The organism is Streptomyces sp. NPDC058291, assembly GCF_042880855.1.
In the GTDB taxonomy this organism is placed as follows: Bacteria; Actinomycetota; Actinomycetes; order Streptomycetales; family Streptomycetaceae; genus Streptomyces.
Genome location: NZ_JBHVYK010000033.1, coordinates 21,194 through 43,810, shown reverse-complemented (window position 1 = coordinate 43,810; position 22,617 = coordinate 21,194). Strand labels below are relative to the sequence as shown.

The 22,617-nt window shown below is 73.1% G+C and carries 18 protein-coding genes and 3 pseudogenes; 11 read left to right on the top strand and 10 right to left on the bottom strand.

Going from position 1 to position 22,617, the window contains the following annotated elements; genetic code table 11:
* Positions 1-271: 271 nt before the first annotated feature.
* Positions 272-2,986, bottom strand: a complete 2,715-nt coding sequence (locus ACFVYK_RS18685; protein ID WP_389774968.1) for an ATP-binding protein — start codon at positions 2,984-2,986, stop codon at positions 272-274.
* Between the two features lie 285 nt (positions 2,987-3,271).
* Between ACFVYK_RS18685 and ACFVYK_RS18680 the strand changes: the two genes are divergently transcribed.
* Positions 3,272-4,309: a DUF2510 domain-containing protein gene (locus ACFVYK_RS18680; RefSeq protein WP_389774965.1), complete on the top strand. Its 1,038-nt coding sequence runs from the start codon at positions 3,272-3,274 to the stop codon at positions 4,307-4,309.
* Positions 4,310-4,634: 325 nt separating this feature from the next.
* On the opposite strand, the gene ACFVYK_RS18675 is transcribed toward ACFVYK_RS18680, so the two are convergent.
* Positions 4,635-5,249 (bottom strand): TetR-like C-terminal domain-containing protein, encoded by a 615-nt coding sequence (locus tag ACFVYK_RS18675; RefSeq protein ID WP_389774962.1) that lies wholly within the window; start codon positions 5,247-5,249, stop codon positions 4,635-4,637.
* Between the two features lie 222 nt (positions 5,250-5,471).
* On the opposite strand from ACFVYK_RS18675, the gene ACFVYK_RS18670 reads away from it, so the two are divergent.
* Together ACFVYK_RS18670 and ACFVYK_RS18665 are read left to right on the top strand one after the other, a co-directional pair.
* Positions 5,472-6,272 (top strand): phosphatase PAP2 family protein, encoded by an 801-nt coding sequence (locus tag ACFVYK_RS18670; RefSeq protein WP_389774960.1) that lies wholly within the window; start codon positions 5,472-5,474, stop codon positions 6,270-6,272.
* Positions 6,269-7,213: pseudogene (locus ACFVYK_RS18665) on the top strand (hypothetical protein); the annotation flags it as partial. The gene ACFVYK_RS18670 and the pseudogene ACFVYK_RS18665, both read left to right, overlap by 4 nt.
* Positions 7,214-7,312: 99 nt before the next feature.
* Here ACFVYK_RS18665 and ACFVYK_RS18660 read toward each other — a convergent pair.
* Entirely contained in the window at positions 7,313-8,131 is an 819-nt protein-coding gene (locus ACFVYK_RS18660; protein ID WP_389774957.1) for a phospholipid scramblase-related protein, read from the bottom strand.
* Positions 8,132-8,223: 92 nt separating this feature from the next.
* A complete protein-coding gene (locus ACFVYK_RS18655; protein ID WP_389774954.1) occupies positions 8,224-10,278 on the bottom strand; it encodes a phosphocholine-specific phospholipase C in 2,055 nt (684 codons plus the stop codon).
* A 244-nt stretch (positions 10,279-10,522) separates the two neighbouring features.
* Here ACFVYK_RS18655 and ACFVYK_RS18650 point away from each other — a divergent pair, with 244 nt between their 5' ends.
* The 3 genes from ACFVYK_RS18650 to ACFVYK_RS18640 are packed head-to-tail and all read left to right on the top strand — an operon-like array spanning position 10,523 to position 12,695.
* On the top strand, positions 10,523-11,590 hold the full coding sequence (locus ACFVYK_RS18650; protein WP_389774951.1) for a Rieske 2Fe-2S domain-containing protein: 1,068 nt from the start codon (positions 10,523-10,525) through the stop codon (positions 11,588-11,590).
* Positions 11,587-11,760 carry a hypothetical protein gene (locus tag ACFVYK_RS18645; protein ID WP_389774949.1) on the top strand — a complete coding sequence of 58 codons (174 nt, stop codon included), beginning with the start codon at positions 11,587-11,589 and terminating at the stop codon, positions 11,758-11,760. The genes ACFVYK_RS18650 and ACFVYK_RS18645 overlap by 4 nt, the downstream gene beginning before the upstream one ends.
* Positions 11,757-12,695 carry a PDR/VanB family oxidoreductase gene (locus ACFVYK_RS18640; RefSeq protein WP_389774946.1) on the top strand — a complete coding sequence of 313 codons (939 nt, stop codon included), beginning with the start codon at positions 11,757-11,759 and terminating at the stop codon, positions 12,693-12,695. Before ACFVYK_RS18645 ends, ACFVYK_RS18640 begins: the two co-directional genes overlap by 4 nt.
* Positions 12,696-12,774: 79 nt before the next feature.
* Here ACFVYK_RS18640 and ACFVYK_RS18635 read toward each other — a convergent pair.
* A pseudogene (locus ACFVYK_RS18635) lies at positions 12,775-12,981 on the bottom strand (hypothetical protein); the annotation flags it as partial.
* 86 nt (positions 12,982-13,067) lie between these two features.
* On the bottom strand, positions 13,068-13,736 hold the full coding sequence (locus tag ACFVYK_RS18630; protein ID WP_389774943.1) for a hypothetical protein: 669 nt from the start codon (positions 13,734-13,736) through the stop codon (positions 13,068-13,070).
* 242 nt (positions 13,737-13,978) lie between these two features.
* On the opposite strand from ACFVYK_RS18630, the gene ACFVYK_RS18625 reads away from it, so the two are divergent.
* The gene (locus ACFVYK_RS18625) at positions 13,979-14,632 is read left to right on the top strand and encodes a helix-turn-helix domain-containing protein (protein WP_389774940.1); all 654 of its coding nucleotides are present in this window, start codon (positions 13,979-13,981) and stop codon (positions 14,630-14,632) included.
* Positions 14,633-14,664: 32 nt separating this feature from the next.
* Complete coding sequence (locus ACFVYK_RS18620) at positions 14,665-15,195, top strand: toxin-antitoxin system, toxin component (RefSeq protein WP_389775058.1); 531 nt, start codon at positions 14,665-14,667, stop codon at positions 15,193-15,195.
* 28 nt (positions 15,196-15,223) lie between these two features.
* Here the strand turns inward: ACFVYK_RS18620 and ACFVYK_RS18615 are convergent, their stop codons facing one another.
* On the bottom strand, positions 15,224-16,282 hold the full coding sequence (locus ACFVYK_RS18615) for an alpha/beta fold hydrolase (RefSeq protein ID WP_389774937.1): 1,059 nt from the start codon (positions 16,280-16,282) through the stop codon (positions 15,224-15,226).
* 240 nt (positions 16,283-16,522) lie between these two features.
* Between ACFVYK_RS18615 and ACFVYK_RS18610 the strand changes: the two genes are divergently transcribed.
* The gene (locus ACFVYK_RS18610) at positions 16,523-16,786 is read left to right on the top strand and encodes a hypothetical protein (protein ID WP_389774935.1); all 264 of its coding nucleotides are present in this window, start codon (positions 16,523-16,525) and stop codon (positions 16,784-16,786) included.
* A 21-nt stretch (positions 16,787-16,807) separates the two neighbouring features.
* Here ACFVYK_RS18610 and ACFVYK_RS18605 read toward each other — a convergent pair whose 3' ends face one another.
* Both ACFVYK_RS18605 and ACFVYK_RS18600 read right to left on the bottom strand, forming a co-directional pair.
* A complete protein-coding gene (locus tag ACFVYK_RS18605) occupies positions 16,808-17,500 on the bottom strand; it encodes a 4'-phosphopantetheinyl transferase (protein WP_389774933.1) in 693 nt (230 codons plus the stop codon).
* On the bottom strand, positions 17,497-18,405 hold the full coding sequence (locus tag ACFVYK_RS18600) for a metallophosphoesterase family protein (protein WP_389775055.1): 909 nt from the start codon (positions 18,403-18,405) through the stop codon (positions 17,497-17,499). Before ACFVYK_RS18600 ends, ACFVYK_RS18605 begins: the two co-directional genes overlap by 4 nt.
* Positions 18,406-18,755: 350 nt before the next feature.
* Here ACFVYK_RS18600 and ACFVYK_RS18595 point away from each other — a divergent pair, with 350 nt between their 5' ends.
* Together ACFVYK_RS18595 and ACFVYK_RS18590 are read left to right on the top strand one after the other, a co-directional pair.
* Entirely contained in the window at positions 18,756-19,946 is a 1,191-nt protein-coding gene (locus ACFVYK_RS18595; RefSeq protein ID WP_389774931.1) for an ATP-grasp domain-containing protein, read from the top strand.
* A 220-nt stretch (positions 19,947-20,166) separates the two neighbouring features.
* Complete coding sequence (locus tag ACFVYK_RS18590; protein WP_389774928.1) at positions 20,167-21,855, top strand: carbohydrate binding domain-containing protein; 1,689 nt, start codon at positions 20,167-20,169, stop codon at positions 21,853-21,855.
* 318 nt (positions 21,856-22,173) lie between these two features.
* Here the strand turns inward: ACFVYK_RS18590 and ACFVYK_RS18585 are convergent.
* A pseudogene (locus ACFVYK_RS18585) lies at positions 22,174-22,491 on the bottom strand (alpha-L-fucosidase); the annotation flags it as partial.
* Positions 22,492-22,617: the final 126 nt, after the last annotated feature.

The following is a 22,617-nucleotide window of genomic DNA, read 5'->3' as shown; positions in this document are numbered from 1 at the left end:
AGCAGCCCGTGGGGCGCCCCGGCCGCGGACCGCTGGAGGCGTCAGTCGTCAGGCGATCCCTCTCGGGGCGGGACCGGCGGGGACGGACGTTCCCTGGCAGGGCGGCCCGCCCGCCCCCTCGCGCTGCCCCCGCAGCCTCGCGCTCTCGCGCTGCTCCCGCGCCCTCGTGTCCCGCCCGCTCACGCTGCCCCCGCGCCCTCGCCTTCCGCCCCCTCGCGATGCTCCCGCGCCCTCGTGTTCCGTGCCCGCGTGCCCCCCTCGCTCCTCGTGCTTACCGGCGGGTCTGTCCGGGCACCAGGCCCGCCTGGGGAGCGCCCAGGCTCTGCAGGGCCTGCTGCGCCTTGGCGGTCAGGGCGTCCGCGCCGCAGGAACGCGCCAGCGTCAGGCCGCGGCTGAGCTCGGAGACGGAACGGGAGAGGATGCCGTACTCGACGCGGGCGGCCGCGTGTTCGTACTGGCAGGGCGAGGACTCCAGATAGGTGACCGCCTGCTGGGCGAGCCGCACCGCGCGCTGGCCGGTCTCCAGGGCGGCGGCGCAGCGCAGGGCCTCGCCGATCGCGGTGTCGGTGCCGAAGCGCTCGGCCTGGCGGCGCGCCTCGGTGGTGAGCCGGGCCGCGCGGGCCGGGTCCTGGACGGCCAGGGCGCGGGCGAGCTCGACGGCCCACGGGACCATCACCGGGTTGAGGTGGCCGCGCGCCGCGGCCGCCTTCTCGGCCTGCTCCAGTTCGTTGACGCCGTCCTGGACGCGGCCGACGGCCAGCAGCAGCCGGCCGCGCACCGAGCGGGGGTCGGGCAGCACGATGGTCGACGGGTAGGGCGGGACGAAGCCGTACTGTTCGGCCACCTCCCACGCCTTCCCGACATGGCCCCGCAGGAGCAGCGTGTCGACCAGGTTGCAGATGGCCGACCAGTACAGGGGCAGGCCGCGGCCGACGCGTTCGGCGAGTCGCACGGACTCCCGCAGGGACTCCTCCGCCTCCTTCAGACGACCCCGGCGACGCAGCCCCAGCCCGAGGTAGGCGTGGGCCAGCGCGAGGTGGCCGCCGCTCCAGCCGGCGGAGACGTAGGCGCGCAGCGCCTCGTTGAAGAGGGCGTCGGCGCGGTCGAGCCGGTCGGTGTAGGCGTAGGAGCTGGCGAGCATCATCAGCAGCTCGATGCCCCACTCCTGGTCGGTCCAGCCGAGCCCGGGGGCGAGGCGGCCGTTGACCAGGGCGCGGTCGCAGAACTCGACGACCTCCTCGGCGTTCTCGCCGTGGGTCATGGCGTCGAAGCCGCGCAGGATGAGCAGGGCGCGCTCGGCGTTGTCCCGGCCGGCGCAGGTGGCGGCGAGCGCGGCGAGCTTCTCCGAGCCGCGCGGCGAGGTCGGCTCGCCGGCGTTGACTCCCTCCCACATGAACTGCACGGCCTGCAGCCGCAGCCGCGCGGGCCCGGGGGCGAGCCGGGCGGCCTCCGCCTCGACCGTGCGGACGGCCTCCTCCAGCTGGTCGTTGTGCAGCAGCGCCTGGGAGAGGCGGTAGACGGCGTCGACGCGTTCGTCGCCGTCGAGGCCCTGCAGGGACAGGGCGGTGCGCAGGTGCTCGATGGTCTTGGCGGGCGCGGTGAGGAGAGTGGCGCAGCCCAGTTCGTGGAGCACTCGCGCGTGGACGTCGGGGACGGGCGGCTCGCGCAGGGCCCGTTCCAGACAACGGCGGGCCGCGTCGGGGGCGCCGACCGCCAGGTGCTCGCGGGCGGCCTCGCGCAGCTGCTCGACGAGTTCCTCGTCGCCCTCCGCATGGACCTGGAGCAGATGCCGGGAGGCGGCCGCCAGCCCCTTGCCGGCGTCGGTGACGACCTGGGCGGCGATGCCGTGCATCGCGGTGCGCAGACCGCCGGGGATCGAGTCGTAGACGGCGGTGGCGATCAGGGGGTGGACGAACTCCAGGTCGCCGTCGTCGGCGGGGACCGCGCCGGGGTCGGACTCGGTGAGGATGCGGGCGTTGCGCAGCAGTTCGGCGCAGCGCACCGCCTCGTCGCGGCCGAGGCCGGCGAGCCGGGCGGCCTGGGCGACGGAGATGTCGGCGCCGAGGATCGCGGCCGCCATGGCGAACTTGGTGGCGTCGACGCCCAGTTTCTCCAGGCGGTCGACGAGTCCGCCGCCCCGGGCGGCGCGGTTGAGGGGGCGCAGTTCGGTGGCGGAGGACTCGCTGGGCACCAGTTCGCTGTCGCGGACCTTGGCGAGGAGTTCGACGGTCTCGTACGGGTTGCCGTCGGTGACCGCCCACACCTCGCGGCAGAAGGCGGCGTCGGCGTGCGTGCCGAGGGTGGCGCGGGTGAGGCCGGCGACCGCGGCCGGCGTGAGCGCGCTGAGACTGGTGACGGCGCGGCCCGCGGCCTCGCCGATCGCGTCGAGGTGGTGGGCGGCGTCGCCCTTGACCTCGCCGGGCCTGCGGGCCACGACGACCAGGACGGAGAGCTCGTCGAGGCGTTCGGCGAACGCGGCGAGCCAGCGCAGGCTCTCCTGGTCGACCCAGTGCGCGTCGTCGATCAGCAGGACGAGCGGGTAGTCGCGGCGGGCCAGTCTGGTCACGGCGGCGACCAGGCCGTCGCACACGCCCTGCGGGTCGGCGTGGCCCTCGCCGGGCTCCGCGATGCCGAGGGCGGGGCCGGCGATGTCGTACCAGTCGCCGAGGTACTCGCGGGCCTCCTCGGGGTGCAGGGACAGCAGGGCGGGCTGCAGCAACTGGCGTACCACGTTGAAGGGGACGGACCGCAGCGTCTCACCGCCGCGGGCCGACCACACCGAGCAGCCGCGGGCCTCCGCGATGCGACGGGTCTCGGCCAGCAACGCGGTCTTGCCGAACCCGGCCTCGCCCCGGAGCACCAGCAGGTGACCCGAGGAGGACCGGTCGGCGCAGAGCGTCTCCACCGCCTGCCCGATGGCGGCGACTTCCTCGTCGCGCTCCCACAGGGAGGCCGAGGCGGCCGTCGTCGGCCTGACCTCCGTCATCCCGCTACCTCCCCAAGTCGCCCGAACGACGTACAGATGTCGAGCGTAGCCCTCCGCGGGTCCGTGTGGAGGGTGGTCCGGGCAGGTCCCGCTCGACGGGTGACGGGTGACGGGCCGGGTCGCCCCGGCGGGCCTGCGCACGAACCGCCCTGACGTCAACAGGGTGTGACGCACGCGTAATTGACGTCGAAATCACGCCATACGGACGATCGGCCTCCGCAAGCGGGTCCCCTTCGTCGGCCGCCCTCTCATCCGGCTTTCACCGACGCCTCATACGGTGGGGGCATGACGCAGGTGACTCCTCCCGGGTGGTACCCCGACCCGGGGCAGACGAATGACGGTCCCGCCACCGAACGCTGGTGGGACGGCAAGGCGTGGACGGACCAGACCCGTGCCGCGGGCTCGGCCGCCGCATGGGGTCCGCCGGCGCAGACCCCGGCCGACGCGACGCATCCCGCATACCCGGGCCAACCCGTGCATACGGGCCAGCCCGGTTTTCCCGGGTATCCGGGCTATCCGGGGCAGCCCGCGTCGCCGCCGGGCCCGGGCGGCCGGCGCGGGTTGCGCACAGGCATAGCCGTGGCCGTGGCCGTCGCGGTCCTGACCAGCATCGGGGTCGGCGTGTACGCGCTGGCCCGGGACGACGGCTCGGGCGGCGGCGGCACGGCCCAGGGGCCGGGCGGGCCCGGCGGCGCGGGCGGCCAAGGCGACGGCGGCCCCTTCGGCGGCTCGGGGGGCTCCGGCGGGCCGGGCGGGGGCTCCCCCTCTCCCGGGCAGTCCGAGGCTCCCAAGATCAAGAGCGGTTCGGTGACCGACGGGCTCAACGGCATCAGCATCCCCATCCCGGACGGCTGGACCGGCCAGGAGCTGAACGTGGGCGCGCAGGTCACCTCCGACTCCTCCTACAAGTGCCCGGGCGACGCCTCCAAGACCTGCACGAAGGGGGGTGTCTACTCGGCGCCCGTCGAGGTGCTGAAGACCAAGGGCGCGACGGCCGAGGAGGTCGCGAAGGCGGACATCGCGGCCAACGCCGAGGACTCCTACGGCGGCACGACCTACGGCGCGATCACCTCCCACCAGGTGCTCGCCTCGAAGGCGGTGACGGTGGCCGGGCAGAAGGGCTACCTGGTCCGCTGGAAGGCGGTCACCAGCAAGGGCGCGGACGGCTGGGTCGAGTCGCTGGCGTTCCCCGCCCCCGCCGACGCCAAGCGGCTGGTGGTGCTGCGCTTCGGCGTCGACGCCGACCAGAGCGCGTCCGTCATCGACACCATCACCCAGGGCATCAAGGTCTCGACGGGCGGCGGCAGCGGACAGCACGTCTGAGGCGGAACCCGGGACACGGCCGGGTCCCGGAACACGGTCGGGTCCCGGAACACCGCCGGGCCCGGGAACACGGTCGGCCGGGTGGGGCGCCCCTCCGCTCAAGGGGGGTCCCACCCGGCCGGGGGTGCGCGCCGCGCCCGTCCCCACGGTGCGGCGCGAGACAGGTCGCCGTCCGGTCATCCCGAGGACGGCGGCCTGAGTCCTGTGTCGGCCCGCGCGCGTCCGCGTCGGGCCTGCCGGTCCGCGCCGTTGCGCGCTGGTCTTCTTGTCGAGCCCGTGCGGACTCCGTCGCGCCTGCGGACTCCGTCGTGCCCCGGCCCGGTCCTCAGGTGAGGCCGAGCGCCGGCAGCACGGCGGCCTCCACGAAGCGGACCAGGTATTCCTGGTCGGCGTACTGCCCGTCCACGACGGGACGGGCCCGGATCACGCCGAACATCTGCGCCGGGACGTACTCCAGCGCGGGGTGGTCGCCCGCAACCTCGCCGCGTTCGACACCACGGCGCAGGATCTCGCGCAGTGCGGCGATCTCGGGGTCGATGAGAGCCTCGCGCAGGGCCTTCGCGAGCTCCTCGTCGCCGGTGACGGCGTGGCCGAGCGCCTGCAGCAGTTTGGAGTCGTGGGTCGACCAGCGGCCGGTGGCCCGTGCCGCCTCGCGCAGGTCCTCGGCGAGCGAGCCGGTGTCGATGCCGGCGAGCCGGGCCCGGCGGCGTGAGCGCAGGGCGGCGACCACGAACTGGGGCTTGGTCTTCCACTGCCGGTAGAGCGTGGACTTGCTGCAGCGGGTGCTGGCGGCGACGCCCTCCATGGTGACGGCCTCGTAGCCGCACTCGCGGACCTGGTTCAGGACGGCGTCGAAGAATTCCTGCTCACGCTCGGGCGTGAGCTTGGAGCGGCGCGTGGCGGCGACCGACTCCGGTCCGTCCGCGGCCTGCGACGTCATCTGCTCTTCCTCCCTGTTCCGCTTCCGCCCCGGCCTGTGCGCCGGGGGCCCGGGCGGGCCCGTCTCCAGTGTGGCGCACATCAATCGATACGCCAGTGTACCGGTACGCCTCCGTATCGGTACACTGGCGTATCGGTACGACATCGTATCGATGGTGCATGCACGCGTCACGCGTGCCTCAGCACCACCTCACCGCACCACCGTCAGCGAAGGGGCCGGGGGATGAATGCCCGCACCGAGCCTGCAGAAGCGGAGCCGGTCACACCGGCGCGGCCGCCGATAGTCCGCGAGCTCCTGCTTGTCGCAGGACTCTTCCTCGTCTACAAGTTCGGCCGGCAGCTCGTCGCCGGCCACACCGGCGAGGCCTTCCGCGACGCCCATGACGTGTGGCGCCTCGAACGGTGGCTGCGGCTGCCCGACGAAGGCACGGTGCAGTCACTGCTGCTGCACGGCGACGCCCTGGCCAAGGCCGCGAACACCTACTACGCGACCGTGCACTTCCCCGCCACGCTGGCGTTCCTGGTCTGGCTGTACCTGCGCCGGCCGGCGCACTACGTCTGGGCGCGCCGGGCGCTGGCCGCGGTCACCGCCGCCGCCCTGGTGCTGCACCTGGCGTTCCCGCTGGCCCCGCCTCGGATGCTGGCGGCGACCGGACTGGTCGACACCGCGCGCGTCTACGGGCCGTCGGTGTACGGCCCGCCGCGGACGGACCACCTGTCCAACCAGTTCGCGGCGATGCCCTCGCTGCACTTCGGCTGGGCCCTGATGGTCGCGATCGGACTGATCGTCGCCACCCGGTCACGCCGGCGTTGGCTGTGGCTGCTGCATCCGCTGCTGACCCTCCTGGTGATCGTGGGCACCGCGAACCACTACTGGCTCGACGCGATCGCAGCGGGCGTCCTGCTCGGCGCCGCGCTCACGCTGATCCACGCCCCCCGGCGCACGGCCACCACCGCCGGACGCGGGGCACGGGCCCTCGTCCCGGCCGAGGAGCCGCCGGTCCTGGTGGGAGCGGGCCGATGAACGCCAACCTGGTCGCCGTCGTCCTCTCCCTCTTCTCCGCCGTCGCCTACGCGGCCGCCGCCGTCGCCCAGGAGCGGCTGGCCTCCCGGCACCCCGGCGCCGGCCTGCTGCGGATGCTCGCCAACGGGGCCTGGTGGTGGTCGGTGGGGCTGAACGCCGCCGCCGCGCTGCTGCACGTCGTCGCCCTCAAGTACGGCCCGCTGACGGTGGTGCAGCCGCTCGGCGCGCTCACCCTGGTCGCGGCCGTGCCGATGGGCGCGCGGATGGCCGGACGCCGGGTCCTCGCCGCCGAGTGGCGGGGCACCGCCTTCACCCTGGCCGGACTGGCCGCGATCCTGGTCACCGCGTCGGGGCCGGCCCCACAGGACGTCCTGAGCATGCCGGAGGCGATCGCGGTGGCCGGGGCGACGGCGACGCTGATCGGGCTGCTGGCCCGGCGCGGCGCCAGGCCCGGGCTGCGGCACGCGACCGCGTCCGGCTTCGCCTCGGGCGTCGCCTCGGCGCTCACGCAGACGGTGACGGTGGCCGCGACGGACCGTTCGGGCTCGCTGCTGAGCGTGCAGGTGATCGGGGTGGCGCTGCTGGTCGCGGCCTTCGCCGCGGGCGGACTGCTGCTGTCGCAGACCGCCTACCGGGACGGTCTCGGCGCCCCGCTGGCGATGGTGACCCTGGCCAACCCGGTGGCCGCCGCGGCGATCGGGCTCGCGTTGCTGGGCGAACGCCTCCAGGGCGGGCCGGTCGGCGTGCTCCTCGCACTGGCCGGGGCGGGGCTGGCGGGCTGGGGCGTGGTGCTGCTGTCACGGGCCGCGCCGCACCCGGCGGCCCTCGACGACGAGGACCACCCGGTGGCGGCGGTGCTGGCCCTGCGTCCGGAGACGGCCTCGGCCGAACCGGCGCTGCTGCCCCGGCCGACGACCGGCCCGGAGCACCTGACGCCGCTGTGCCCGTGCGCGGCGGCTGCGCCTACGCCGGGACCGCGCACACCGCACCGACGGCCGCGTCCGTCAGGCCGGACCGCGTGTCAGTGCGGGCCGCGCGCGTCAGCCCAGTCCGCGCGCGTCCTGCTTGAGGGCGGTGTCCACGGTCAGGGCCGTGGCGAGGACCAGGCTCAGCAGCGGCTCGGGCAACTGGTAGTGGATCTGCAGCACATAGTTGTCCGCGGTGGTGAACATCGTCTTGGCGAGTCCCTCCCAGGTCTTGGTGATCCGGGCGACCTCGTTGTCGACGTGGTCGACGATCGCGAAGTTCCAGGCCCGCCAGTTCTCCGCCTTGATCGCGCCGACCTGTCGGCCGTCCGCGTTGATCGCGAAGTTGATCTTCCCGAAGACGTTCTGCTGGACGATCTCGCCGACCTGTTGTCCGTCCGGACGGGTCACCACCACGCGCGACTTGAGGATCTTCGCCGGGCGGGTCAGCAGCAGCACCGGCTGCCCCTGGGCGTCGCGGATCTCGAGCTTGTGCCTCAGGTACTGGTCGAAGTCGGAGAGGAAGCGCACGATCTTCCTGAGCACTCCCTGGCCGACCTGGACCACCGAGCCGAGCTGGTTGCCCTGCTGGTCCATGACCTTGTACTCGTTGGTCAGCTCGATGAGCTTGGCCTTCTGGTTCACCACCAGCACCGGCTCGCTGAACAACGTGCCGCCGCCGGGGCCGCTCGGTGCGACCCCGGCCTGCTGCTGCACCTGGTGCCGGACCCGCTGGTCCGGCCCCGGCTGCTGCGGAACCTGCGGCGCGTCCTGTCCCGTGCCCTCGGGCTGGGTCTGCTCGGTCCACTGGACGCCGTCCCAGTAGCGCATCGTCCGGGAAGCCCCGTGCGGATCCGGATACCAGCCTGCAGGTGTGTTCGATTGCGTGGTCACCGGGGCACACTATCCCGAGTCCACCGGGAGCTGGACAGCCCGCAAGCGCCGGTGCCGGACCGTGCGTTCACCGTCCTGACGGAGCCTGCGGGTCACTCCGTGACGATCGCCGGGTCGCTGACGCCGGGCCGCCCGTTCTCGACGTGTCCGGCGAACCGCCTGAGGAACGCCCGGTCGGCGCTGGAGGTGACCGTGAGGTCGTACCAGCGCCGGCTCGCGCGCAGGTCCACGGTGCGCTTGAGCACCGAGCCGGGCCGCAGCGTGACGGTCGTGGTCCGGCCGCCGTAGCCGTCGGACACCTTCAACTGCACCGTGCCCTTGCCCCGGTGCGTGAAGACCAGCTCGACGCCGTCGCCGACGTGCCGGGCGACCACCTCCGGTCCGGTCGTCCTTCCCGCCCCCTTGAACACGCGCAGGAAGCCGTTCGGGCCGTGCACGGTCAGATCGTGCGAGCCGCCGGAGTACGCCGAGTTCCAGGTGTCGGAGACGGTCGCGCCCGCTGCGGTCGTGTAACTCCACGGCCCGTCGGCGCGGTTGCCGGAGGTCACCAGGAAGGCGGCGCCGGCCTTGGCTCCTGAGGCGAAGGTGAGGGTCAGCTTCCCGGCCGTCGCGTCCACCGAACCGTCCACCTGGGGCGCGTACTTGAGCGGGCGGGTGGGGCGGGCGCCGCGCTCCTGCTTCGGCAGGACGGGCTGGGCCGGCGGGACGGGCACGTAGTCGGGGTGGCGTTCCCGGTCCGGCGGCCGGTAGCCGTCGGTGGCGGGCAGGGCGACCGGCCGCACGTCCGTGCGGGAGAAGTCGAACGCGGAGGTCAGATCGCCGCAGACCGCGCGCCGCCACGGCGAGATGTTCGGCTCGTGCACGCCGAAGCGGCGCTCCATGAACCGGATGACCGAACTGTGGTCGAGTGTCTCGGAGCAAACGTAACCGCCCTTGCTCCAGGGGGAGATGACCAGCATGGGCACCCGCTGCCCCAGTCCGTAGGGGCCCGCGGCGTGGCTGCTGTCGCCCGGGAAGAGGTCAGGCCCGACGTCGACGGTCGAACGGCCCTGTGCGGCCGAGCCCGGTGGGAACGGCGGGAGCAGGTGGTCGAAGAAGCCGTCGTTCTCGTCGTAGGTGACGAACAGGGCCGTCTTCGCCCACACCGCGGGGTCGGCGGTGAGCGCGTCCAGAACCTGGGAGACGTACCAGGCGCCGTAGTTGGCCGGCCAGTTGGGGTGCTCGGTGAATGCCTCGGGCGCGACGATCCAGGAGATCTGCGGCAGCCTGCCGCCCTTGACGTCCCGCTTCAGCTGCTCGAAGTAGCCCTCGCCGGTGCGGGCGTCGGTGCCGGTGCGGGCCTTGTCGTAGAGCGGGTCGCCGGGCACGGCGTTCTGGTACTGCTTGAAGTAGAGGAGCGAGTTGTCGCCGTAGTTGCCGCGGTAGGGGTCCTGGATCCAGCCCCAACCGCCCTTGGCGTCCAGACCGTCGCCGACGTCCTGGTAGATCTTCCAGGAGACCCCGGCCCGCTCCAGTCGCTCGGGGTACGTGGTCCAGCTGTAGCCGGCCTCGTCGTTGCCGAGGACCGGCCCGCCGCCCTGGCCGTCGTTCCCCGTGTACCCCGTCCACAGGTAGTAGCGATTGGGGTCGGTGGAGCCGATGAACGAGCAGTGGTAGGCGTCGCAGACGGTGAAGGCGTCGGCCAGCGCGTAGTGGAAGGGGATGTCCTCGCGGGTCAGGTACGCCATCGTGGTGGCGCTCTTGGCGGGCACCCACCGGTCGTACCTGCCGCCGTTGAAGGCCACATGGCCGTCGTTCCAGCCGTGCGGCAGGTCCTGCACGAACGCGAGGCCCAGGTCGTCGGCGTCGGGGCGGAAGGGGAGGACGTCCTTGCCGGCGGCGTCCGCCTGGTGCCAGACCGACCTGCCGTTCGCGAGGGTGACCGGACGCGGGTCGCCGAACCCTCTGACGCCCCGCAGCTTGCCGAAGTAGTGGTCGAAGGACCGGTTCTCCTGCATCAGGACGACGATGTGCTCGACGTCCTCGATCGACCCCGTGCGGTGGTTCGCGGGCAGCGCGGCAGCGCGTTCCACGCTGCTCGCCAGCGCGGTGAACGCCGTCGTGGCTCCCGCCAGTTGGAGAAAGCGTCGCCGGTTGACTTCGGGCATGGGTGAGGCACCTCTCGTGCAGAAGGGTTCTGCCGGCCGGGTCGTGACGGGATGCGCGCGCTGAGAGTTTCGCAAGGGCAGCGAACGTCAGGGAAGGGCCGGATGACGCCCGCGTGAAAGTCACCGGTACGCGCGACGAGCGGGAGGCCGGGCGCCCGGCCTTCCGTGAGACGGAAGCCCTGTTGCGCCCGGCTGACGCCCGTTCGGACGATGTGGCCACCACACAGAGACGGGAGCCGCAACGATGCCGCACACCACCGCCTTCGCCAGGAACCAGTGGTACGTCGCCGCCTACGGCGACGAGGTCGGGCGCGAGGAGTTGCTCGGACGGACGATCCTGGGTGAGCCGCTGGTCTTCTACCGGACGGAGGAGGACGGCACGCCCGTCGCGCTGCACGACCGGTGCGTGCACCGCAGGTTCCCGCTGTCCGAGAGCCGGCTCGACGGCGACCGCATCGTGTGCGGCTACCACGGCTTCACCTACGACACCAGCGGCGCGTGCGTGTACGTGCCGGGCCAGAAGCGCATCCCGCGCACCGCCCGGGTGACCGCCTACCCGGTCGTGGAGCAGGATTCCCTGGTGTGGGTGTGGATCGGCGACCCGGCGCTCGCCGATCCGCAGACCGTGCCGCGCGCCCGGCACCTCGACTCCCCCGGCTGGACGACCGTCCGCGGGATGGAGCCCATCGAAGCCGACTACGGGCTGCTCGTCGACAACCTCCTCGACCTCTCCCACGAGACGTATCTGCACGGCGGTTACATAGGCACCCCCGAGGTCGCCGAGACGCCGATCAGCACGGAGGTCGACGAGGGCGCGGGCATCGTGCGGGTCAGCCGCCACATGGACGACGCCGCGTGCCCGCCGTTCTACGCCCGCTCCACCGGCATCGAGGGGCGGATCACCCGCTGGCAGGACATCGAGTACCACGCGCCCTGTCTGTACCTGCTGCACAGCCGCATCGCACCGGTGGGCGTCCTGCCCGAGGCCGACGGCAGCGACCCGAACGGCTTCCACACCGAGATCACCTACGCCATCACGCCGTCCGCCGACGGCAAGGTCTACGACTTCTGGATGGTCTCGCGGGACTGGGCGACGGACGACGACGAGGTCACCGAGTTCCTGCGGGGCAACAACCACACCGTGGTCATGCAGGACGTCGACGCGCTCAACCTCCTGCAGCGCACGCTCGGTTCGGAACGCTCCGGCTACCAGGAGCTGAGCATCAACATCGACACCGGCGGCCTGGCCGCCCGCCGCATCCTCGCCCGGCTGGCGGAGGAGGGCGACAAGCCGGTGGAGCAGGTCCTGTGAGCACCGGCGACACCGGCGAGATCTACCGCGTCGACTGGCTGCCGGGCACGGACGTCCTGCACGGCACCTGCCACTGCGGCGCCGAGCACGCCTCGCAGGACCCGATCGAGATGTGGGAGTGGATGCTCGGCCACCCCGACGGTCACCGGCAACCGGGAGGCGCCTCATGAACGACGTCCACGAGGCCGAACTCGTCGTCGCGCAACGCGAGTTGGTGGCCGAGGGAGTGCTCGCCCTCACCCTGCGCCACCCGCTGGGCGAACCGTTGCCGGGCTGGGAACCCGGCGCCCACGTCGACGTCGTCCTCGGGCCGGGCCTGGAACGGCAGTACTCGCTGTGCGGCGACCCGGCCGACCACGCCGCCTGGCGGATCGCCGTGCTGCGCGAGCCCGCCGGGCGAGGCGGGTCCGCCCAGGTGCACGAGCAGGTGAGACAGGGGGACAAAATCCGGGTGCGCGGGCCCCGCAACCATTTCGCGTTGCGCCCGGCGCCGCGTTACCGCTTCATCGCGGGCGGCATCGGGATCACCCCCGTCCTGCCGATGCTGGCGGCGGCCGAGGCGGCCGGCGCCGACTGGAGCCTGCTCTACGGCGGTCGCACCCGCGCGTCCATGGCGTTCACCGGGGAGCTGGCGGCCTACGGCGACCGGGTCACCGTCGCCCCGCAGGACGAGGTGGGGCTGCTCGACCTCGGCCCGGTGCTCGACGCGCTGCCCGAGGACGCCCTCGTCTACTGCTGCGGCCCGGGCCCGCTCCTCGACGCCGCGGTCGAGCGCTGCCCGGCCGGCGCGCTCCGCATCGAGCGGTTCCAGGCGGAGGAACGACCGACGGGCCCGGACGCCGCGTTCGAGGTCGAGCTCGCACGGAGCGGCCGCACGCTCACCGTCGCGCCGGGCGTCTCCGTGCTGGACGCCGTGCGCGCGGCGGGCGTCGAGGTGCTCTACTCGTGCGCCGAGGGCACCTGCGGCACCTGTGAGACCGACGTGCTGGAGGGCACGCCGGAGCACCGGGACTGCGTGCTCAGCCCGCAGGAGCGAGAGGCCGGGGAGACGATGATGATCTGCGTGTCGCGGTGCCGGGGCAAGCGGCTCGTGCTGGACCTGTGAGCCGGCGCGAGGCGCTCCCGGGGAACGGGCGCGGATGCCGCTTCGAGCGGTGGTGCGGACACCGGGGCGCGTGCGGGCAACCGTCGGTCTGCCCCCGCGCGACGACCGTCCCGGCGCCGCGCACGGTCGCCCCCGGGACCTGGACGGTCCTGACGGGGTGGCCCTGGCCTCCGCCGGAGACGAAGTCGCAGGCGCTGGAAGGACTGTCGGTGACGGTGACGCCGGTGATGCTCACGGTGGCGTTGATCGGGCTGTCGTAGGAGTCGACCCGCGGCGCGCCCATAGGAGCGGCCTCGGAGGAGCGGCCTCGGCGGGCGATCTTGGGGGGCGATCCCTCAGGGGCGGACCCGGGGTGATCAGCCCCGGGTCCGGTCAGTCCTGCGGGCTCGGGACCACGCTGAGGTGGTTCGCGCCGCGGCGGGCGCCGCGCGCCCTGCGGGAGGCGGCCGCCGGACGGGCCTCGCGCAGCACCATGGTCAGCCGCGTGTAGCCCAGGTCCTGCAGCGTTCTGGGGGTGTCGCCGACGATCCGGCACTCGGTGGCGCCCCAGCGCGGGTCGGGATGCAGCAGCGGGCGGACCGCCCCGTCGTGCTCGACGGCATCCCTGCCGACCGCCCGGATCCAGTGCGGCAGCCCGTGCCGGTAGGCGGCCTCCATGATGGGGTCCTGGGCGATGTCGCGGCGGATCGTCTGCAACGCGTGGTCGTGTCCGTGCCGCTCCACGGCGGCGGCGAAGCCGGCGAGCATCGGCAGGCACCAGCCGGCCTCGTGGTCGCCGAGGACCGAGGGCGCGTCGGGATGGAACAGGACGAACCGGAGGAAGTTGTCGCTCGGCAGTGCCGTGGGATGCGGACTCACGTCGCGGAAAAGTGACGCGAAAGCGGCGTTGGACAGGACGACGTCCCAGCGGTGGTCGAGGACGACGGACGGGAAGGGGACGGCCTCCAGATAGGCGGCGTAGTCCTGCAGATACGCCTGGGCCTCGGGACTCTCGGGGACGGGCCGCGGCGCGGACCGCTGCCCTCCTGCCTGATATGCCATCGGGAGGTCACCCCTCTTGCCTCTGCGGCCTTCACGCGGCGCCCCGATCCTGCTGCCGGACGCGAGGCATGTCAACTATCGTGGCATTCCGCGGTCGTTGACGGCTGAAATTGGCCACAGTTGTGGCGAGACCTGGATGTGAGTTCGAAAGACCCGCTACTCTCCACGCAGTTCACGGCGACCGTCCGTGTCGGCGATCGTGTGCCTGTGAGAAGGACGTGAGAGACCTAGGAGACCTGTCGGTGTCGGAGGATGGCTTCGAGGTTCCGGGCGCCGCGGCGACGGTGCTGCTGTCGGCCGTCGTCGCCCGTGTCGCCGCGCTCGCCGACCGGCTGGGCGTACCGCACGCCGAGGTCTTCGGCTCGGCGCGGCTGTCCGTCGCCTCCGGGGTACCCGAGTCCGTGGTCAAGGCCCTGCTGAGCGGTCGGCCCGCCGGGGAGCCCGACGTCCAGGCCCGTTTCCTGCAGCGCCTGGACCTGCTGCGCCGTACGCGGCTGAAGCCCAACGGCCGCAAGTACACCCAGCAGGAGATCGCCGACGGCGCCGGCATGTCGCGCCAGCAGGCGGGCGCCCTCATCAACGGCGACCGGCGCCCCACGATGGAGCACTGCGACGCCCTGCAGCGGTTCTTCCGCGTGCACGCGGGGTTCCTCACGGCCGAGGACCCGGAGGCCCTCGCCGGAGCCCTGCAGCACACCGAGCAGGAGCTGCTGCAGAAGCTCGCCGCGCGCGAGGCGGCCGCGGCCGCCGAGGACCCGCTGGAGCGGCTGCTGCAGGACCACGGCGTGCGCGGGATCGCGTGGCGGGCGGCCCAGCTGCCCACCGACCAGCACCGCGACAAGGTCGCCGAGTGGCTGGACATGCTCCTGGAGAGCGTGAAGCGGCCCGAGTCGTGATCCGGGGGAGAAGCGTGAACATCGCCAAGGAAATGCGCCGTCTCAGCGGTGAGCTGGTCGCGGAGCTGACCCTCCCGGCCCCCGCGGCGCCGGCCGACCTGTACACCGCCCTGTGCGACGGGATGAGCAGACGGCGCGGCCGGCCCGTCCACTTCCGCATGGCGTCCTTCCCCGCCGACACGGCGAGCGGGCTGTGGCTCGACATGGCCGACCAGGACCTGGTCGTCATCGAGGAACGCACCGCCCCCGACCACCAGTTGGTGATCCTGGGACACGAGCTGTGGCACATGAAGGCGGGGCACTGCAGCCACCACGTCGAGGGGGCCGCGGTCGCCGCCCGTTTACTCAGCGACGGGGCGGACCTCCAGGCGACCGTGCGCAGCGTCGCCGCGCGCACCCGTTTCGACCTGGCCGACGAGCGACAGGCCGAGACGTTCGGACTGCTGCTGGCCAGCAAGTGCCGTGCCTGGCTGCCGGGTTCGGCCCCCCGCGGGCGCGGGCAGCGGGACCACCTCGCGGGCCGGATCGAGGCGTCACTGGGGTACCTCGGACCACAGAACTGACCCGCGACCGGCGCCCGGGGCACAGCCGTCAGGCGCCGCTGCGTTCGCTCGCCTCGCGCACGTCCCGCGCCGTGCCGTCCGACAGTCCCGCCGGGACCGAGCGGGGGCGGCCGGCGCGCAGGAGCGCGCGCCAGCGGTCCCGGCTCCAGTCGGCCGGGGCCGTGGTGCGGGTGAACTCCTCGACCAGGAAGCGGAACCGGGCCGGATCGCTGTGGAACGGGAAGTGGCCGGCGCCCTCGAAGATCTCCAGCCGGCTGCCCGGCATCGCCTCGTGCGCGCTGAAGGCGTGCCGCACCGGCACGACGCTGTCCCGGTCGCCCCACAGCAGCATCGTCGGCATCCCGGCCGTCAGATAGCAGCGGTCGAGCATCGTCACGACCTGCCCGCGCCAGTCGACGACCGCGCGCAGGGTGCGGACGAAGGCGTTGCGCGAGGTGGCGTCCGGCAGGGCGTCGACGAGCTGGAGCAGTTCGGGAGCGTCCTGGCCGAGGTCGGTGTCCAGCAGCCTCATCAGACGGATGACGAGGCCGACCTGGAGGCGGGCGCCGGGCAACCGCAGGGCGGACAGCGCCAGCTGGGCGCCCGGCAGGGACGCCAGCCGCAGCGCGGGGTTGACCTCGCGGCCGACTCCGCCCGCGCTGACCAGGATCAGCCGTTCGGTGCGTTCGGGGAACTGGTAGGCGAACTGCATCGCCACTCCCCCGCCGAGCGAGTGTCCGACCAGCGTCGCCGACTCGACGCCGAGGGCGCTGAGCAGATCACGCAGCCCGTTGGCGTACGCGGCCACCGAGTAGTCGGCGCGGGGTTTGTCGGAGTCGCCGTGGCCGAGGAGGTCGGGGGCGATGACGGTGTGGGTGCGGGCCAGGGCGGGGATCAGCCCGGCCCAGGTCGCCGAGGAGTCGCCGATGCCGTGGACGAGGACCAGCGCCGGACCCTCGCCCGCCATGCGGAAGGCCCGCCGGTGCCCGTGCAGGAACCGGTGGCACAGCTGCGGTTCTCGCTCGGGCGAACGCAACTGCGCTTGTCCGTGGGGCGTCGGACGGGGCGGTGCGCTGCGCGCCGGGCGCCGCCGGGGGATGTCGACCACCCGCTCGCCTCCTGTCCTCGCCGGCCGTCGGGGCTCCGCCGAAAGCCCTTCACCCCAGCGTAGAGGCCTTTTCCCGCAGGGGATTTCCGGGAGGTTTCACCTCCGCTAAGCGGGCGAACCGACGCGGTGCGCGGCCGCATTGTCAGTGGTGGGCGGCAAGCTGGGGAGTGCGCCACCGCACGGAGGCGTACGCGCCGTCGGGCGCGTGGGAGACGACGCCGACACGGGGAGAGCCGACCGATGCCCACAGCCGTACTGACCGATCGCGAGCGCACCGCCGTGCAGGCCTACCTGAGGCTGCTGCACACCGTCCGAGCGGCCTTGGGCGACGAGGGGGGCGGCGGCCGGGACGCCGGCTCCTCCGGACCGCCGCACGACCGGCTGCCTCCCGTGGTCCCGCCCGCTGTGCTGGCCGAGGCGGAGCGGGCGCTGGCGGACGCCGGGCTCACGGGCAACGAGGAGGAGTTCTTCCGGCTGCTGCACAGCTGGTGCCCCGGGGCGTGACCGGGGGCCGGGCCGGCGGCCTCAGTCGTGCCGGACCGTCACGGCCGTCGCCACCAGGCCCCGCCGGACGGTCCAACGGCCCTCGAAGTGCCCGAGCCGCCGGCCGCCCACCACCGGCCCGGGCACCAGCAGCCGGGCACGGAAGGCCCCCGGCGCGCCGGGGCCGGGGGCCTCGGCCGTGAGGTCGATGTCGGCCTCGCTGAAGTCCAGCCACGTGCGGGTGAGGGGGAACCACGCCTTGTAGACGGACTCCTTGGCGCTGAACAACAGCCGGTCCCAGTGCACGTCGGGGCGCTCCGAGGTCAGGCGTTCGTGCCGGGCCGTCTCGGCGGGCAGGGCGACGGCGGCCAGCACGCCCTCGGGGAGCGGGGCGTGCGGTTCGGCGTCGATGCCGAGGGACGCCAGGTCGTCGGCCCGGACCAGCGCGGCGGCGCAGTAGCCCTCGCAGTGCGTCATGCTGCCCGTCAGGCCGTCGGGCCACTGCGGCGCGCCGCGCTCGCCGGGCAGCACGGGCTGCGGGGGCACGCCGAGCTTCTCCATCGCCCGCCGGGCGCAGGCGCGCACGGCGGTGAACTCGCGACGGCGTTTGTCCACCGCCCGCGTCAGCAGCGCCTGCTCCTCGGGGTACAGCGGCGCGTCCGCGAACTCGCGCGCGCCCGCCTCGCCGAAGGCCTCCACCGCCACCACGGACCCGGGCAACAGGTCCTCGATCACCGGGTCTCCGTCTCCCCGGTCCGGCCGGGCTGTTTCGTGGGCGCTCGGGACGCCTCGGACTCCGTGGGCAGGATGCGTCGCAGCCGGCCCGGCGGCTGGGGGCGCCCCCGCCATTCGCGCGGGTAGCCCACCGACACCTCCTCGAAGCGGACGCCGTCCTGCCAGGTGGTCCGCGGGATGTGCAGATGGCCGTAGACCATGGCGGCGACGCGGAACCGGCGGTGCCAGTTGGCGGTCAGTCCGGTGCCGCACCACATGGCGAACTCCGGGTGCCACAGCACGTCCATGGGGTGCCGGTGCAGCGGATAGTGGTTGACGGGGACGACGGGCAGGTCGTCCGGGATCTCGGCGAGCCGGCGCTCGGTCTCGGCGACCCGGGCCCGGCACCAGGCCTCGCGGGTCGGATACGGGTCGGGGTGCAGCAGGTACTCGTCGTTGCAGACGATGCCGGTGCCCTGCGCGTAGGCCAGCCCCTCCTCCTTGGTGGCGCAGCCGGCCGGGAGGAAGGAGTAGTCGTACAGCAGGAACAGCGGCGCCACGGCCACCGGGCCGCCGGGGCCCTCCCACACCGGGTAGGGGTCCTCCGGCGTCGTCACGCCCAGGTCGCGGCAGACGTCCACGAGGTGCTCGTAGCGGGCGACTCCGCGCAGCGCGACCGGGTCGCCGGGATGGGACCACAGCTCGTGGTTGCCGGGGGCCCAGACGACCTTGCGGAAGCGGCCCGCGAGGGTCTTCAGGGCCCAGCGGACGTCGGCCACCTTCTCCGAGACGTCGCCCGCGACCAGCAGCCAGTCCTCGTCCGTCTCCGGGGCCATCGCCTCGACCAGCGCCCGGTTCTCCGGGTAGCCGATGTGCAGATCGCTGATGGCCAGCAGTCGCCCGGCGCCGCCGGCCGTCGTCGTCACCACGAGCCCCCGCTCACTAGACCACGCTCCGCGTTCTCACGAACACATTCGTGCCCCCACAAGAACACATGCGCGCCCGCGGTTCAAGGTCGAATCCGGTCGCCCGCGACACGGCACCCACTCCCACCTGCGCCGCAGCGCCCCACTACCCGACCGGGCGCCGTTCGGGAACAAGATCGGAAATTCCGTAACACGCGTGTTGCACGCGGCACCCCCGAGACCCCGTATGATCGCCCCAACACCACCGCCATGGACGTCCCTTCACGCAGGGCGGTTTGGTGATCCACCATTTTCCCTGCCCGGGCCGGGCCTGCTTCGCCCTGCCCGCACACCGTGAAAGGCGGCCTCGCATGGTCTCTCGCGTACGCGTCTGGCTCAACCGCACGTACGCGGAGAACGTGTTCTTCACGGATCAGCTGCGACGAAATCCCAGCGACCGGGCCGTCGAGATCCACGCCACCCACGGTGACGCCGACTCCCCCGTGCTGGCCGCCGCCGACACCGCCGAGCTGGAGCCGGAGGGGCTCTCGCCGGCCGCGTACGTCGAGTACGCCCTCGCGCAGTGCAGGCGCCGCGGCATCGACGTGTTCGTGCCGCGCCTGCACCAGGCGGCCGTCGTGGCGCACCGCGCCGACTTCGAGGCGGTCGGCACGGCGCTGCTGGCGCCGCCGCCCGAGGCGGTCGCCGTCTTCCACGACAAGGTGATCGCCTACGAGGCCGTGCAGGCGATCGGGGTGCCGGTGCCGCCGTGGCACCGGGTCCGGTCGGCCGACGAACTCCTGGCCGCTGTCGAGGAGTTGGAGGAGGCGGGACACAAGGCCTGCTTCAAGCCGGCGTCCGGCGCGGGCGGAGTGGGCTTCCGGGTGATCACCCGCGCGCCCTTCTCGCTCGCGCACCTCACCGGCTTCCCCGGCCCCTATGTCCACCTCGACCTGGTCGTCGAGGCGTTGCGGCGGGCCGAGGAGCAGGGCGAGGAGCAGGTCGACTGGCTGGTCATGCCGCGCCTGGAGCAGCCGGAGGTGTCCGTGGACTGCCTCACCGGACCCGACAACGTGCTGCGGATGGCCGTCGGCCGGACCAAGAACGGCCGCCGCCGCGGTTTCACCCTGCACGAGCAGTGGCTGGAGCCCGCGCGGCTCATCGCCGAGGGTTTCGGGCTGCACTACCTGTCCAACATCCAGTTCCGGATGTTCGGCGACCGGCCGGTCCTGATGGACGTCAACACCCGCCCGGCCGGCGGCCTGCACCAGCTGGCGCTGTGCGGCGTCAACGCGCCCTGGGCGGCCGTGCAGTTGGCGCTGGGCGAGGACCCGGGGGAGATCGTGCCGCCGTTCCTGGGACAGGACTACACGGTGGTGTCCGGCCCCCGGCCGCTCCGCGCGGTCACGCTGCCGCACCAGCGGCTGGAGGAGGCCGCCGAACCGCTGCTGCCGGCCGTTCCGGCGCCCGCCGGGTCCACCGAGCCCGTCGCGTCGGCCGCGGTGCCGTCCGCTTCGGTCGCGGTGTCGTCCGCGGGTGCGGCGGAGGCCCTGCAGCTGTAGTCGACCGGGGGCGGCGGCCTGCCGCCGCCAACCCCGGCCTGCACGGCCCGTGGCCACGGCCCACAGAGGACAGAACACAGCAAACAACCCACCGGTATGGACCAATTCCGTCGCTCTCCTTGACAGGCGGATTGGTCCATACCAACTTTGGTGCGCACCCCTTGCACAGCTCTGCACTCCCCTGCACTCCCGAACACCCCCATTCCTTCAGGGAGATCGCGTGCGCACCACACCCCTCGGACGCCCCTGGCGTCGTTTCCTCGCCCTGGTCGGCACCGCCGGCCTCGCCCTGGCCGGAGCCGTGGCCCTGCCGGGCACCGCTCAGGCGGCCAACGTCCTCACCAACCCCGGGTTCGAGTCGGGCGCCGTCTCGCCCTGGACCTGCTCCGGCAACCTCGGCTCCGTCGTCTCCTCGCCCGTCCACAGCGGCTCCAAGGCCCTCACGGGGGCGGTGAGTTCGAGCGACATCGCCCAGTGCGGCCAGACCGTCTCCGTCCAGCCGAACACCACGTACGCGCTGACCGGCTGGGTGCGCGGCTCCTACGTCTACTTGGGCGTCGAAGGCGGCGCCTCCACGTGGACGTCGTCGCCGTCGGCGTACAGCCGGCTGTCGGTGTCGTTCACCACCGGGGCCTCGCAGACCAGCGCCACGATCTATGTGCACGGCTGGTACGCCCAGGGCGCCTACTACGCCGACGACGTCAGCCTCGACGGACCCGGCGGAGGCGGCGGCTCGGACACGCAGGCGCCGACCGCGCCCGGCGGGCTGACCTCGACCGGCAAGACGTCCTCCAGCGTGTCGCTGTCCTGGAACGCCGCGAGCGACAACGTCGGCGTCACCGGCTATGACGTCTACAGCGGGTCGGCGAAGGTGCTCACCGTCTCCGGGACGTCCGCCACGGTGAGCGGGCTGTCCGCGAGCACCGCGTACTCCTTCTCCGTGCGGGCGCGCGACGCCGCCGGGAACACCTCGGCGGCCTCCAACTCCGTGAGCGTCACGACGAACGCCGGCGGCGGGGGCGGCACCGGGTTCAAGCAGGCCGCGCCCTATCTGTTCGAGGGCTGGGGCGACCCGCCCAACGTGACCACCGTGATGAACGCGACCGGCGTCAAGTGGTTCACGATGGCCTTCGTGCTGGACGGCGGCGGCTGCAACCCCCTGTGGGACAGCGCCCGGCCGCTGACCGGCGGGGTCGACCAGAGCGTCATCAACCAGGTCCGATCGGCGGGCGGGGACATCGTGCCCTCGTTCGGCGGCTGGCAGGGGAGCAAACTCGGCGCCAACTGCTCGTCGGCGAGCGCGCTGGCGGGCGCCCTGCAGAAGGTGATCGACGCCTACTCGCTCAAGGCGATCGACATGGACATCGAGAACTCGGACGAGTTCGAGAACGAGGCCGTGCAGGCGCGGATCCTCACCGCGCTCAAGACGGTGAAGGCCAACAACCCCGGCCTGAAGACCATCGTCACCTTCGGGACGTCCACCACCGGACCGACCTACTACGGCAACCGGCTGATCGAGCAGGCCAAGTCGCTCGGCGCCGACGTCGACGTCTTCACCATCATGCCGTTCGACTTCGGGGGCGGCTCGGACATGTACGGCAGCACCGTGAACGCCACGGAGGGGCTGAAGAACAAGCTGAAGTCGACCTTCGGCTGGGACGACGCGACCGCCTACGCCCACATCGGCATCTCCGGCATGAACGGCCTCTCCGACCAGCAGGAGAACACCACCCCGGCGATCTGGACGTCCATCCGCGACTGGGCCGACTCCCATCACATCGCCCGGCTCGCCTACTGGGCCGTCAACCGGGACCGGCCGTGCCCGGGCGGCGGCGTGGTGAGCAACTGCTCCGGCATCAGCCAGAGCACCTGGCAGTTCACCTCCATCACGGCGGGCTTCACCGGCTGACCTCCCCGGACGCCGCCGAGAATCCCCCGGACCGCGGTCCGGGGGATTTTATTTCCGGGAAGGGTGTATCAGGAGCCGGGCCGCTCGCTCCTAAGAGGGAAGGACCCCACGGGGGAGCCGGGGGGCGCCGGGGTCCCGGGGGGAAGCAAGGAGATCCACGGGGGAGGAACGGGAACCGACGGGGGGTTCCCGGGCAACGGGGGATCGGGTCGGTCGGCCGCTGTCACGGGGAGCGGCCGGCCGGCCTGAGCACATGTCGTCCCCCGTCCGCCGCTCCCCGGCCGCGGTGCCGGGGGCGCCGCGGCCCGAGCCGCCGGATCAGAAGCGCCCGGATCCCCGGTACAGCTCCGGTTCGCCGTCCAGCTCCCCCGCGAGGACCGGGGCGTACGGGTCGACGTCGGAGCCGGCCGGCGGGTCGGTCCACAGCACGCCGACCGCCTCGTGCAGACCACCGACGACCCGGTGGGCGAGCTCCGCCCCGGACCCGAGCACCGTGACCCGGCGCACCCGGGTGACCGGCCCCCGGACGCCGATCTCGGCGCGGAGCGGATCGAACAGGACGAGGTAGAGGGTACGGCCGTCCGCCGCGAGCGTGCTCGGTCCGTAGTGGTGGCCGGCCGGGAGCCCGCGCACCGTCCAACTTGGCTGCGGTGAACCAGGGTTGCATCCGCGCGGCTGAACTCTCTGCGGAAGAAGGGTACTTCCGGACGGCACGGGGGCCGGGGCGGGCGGGACGCCGGGTCGCGCCCGCCCCGGGCGACC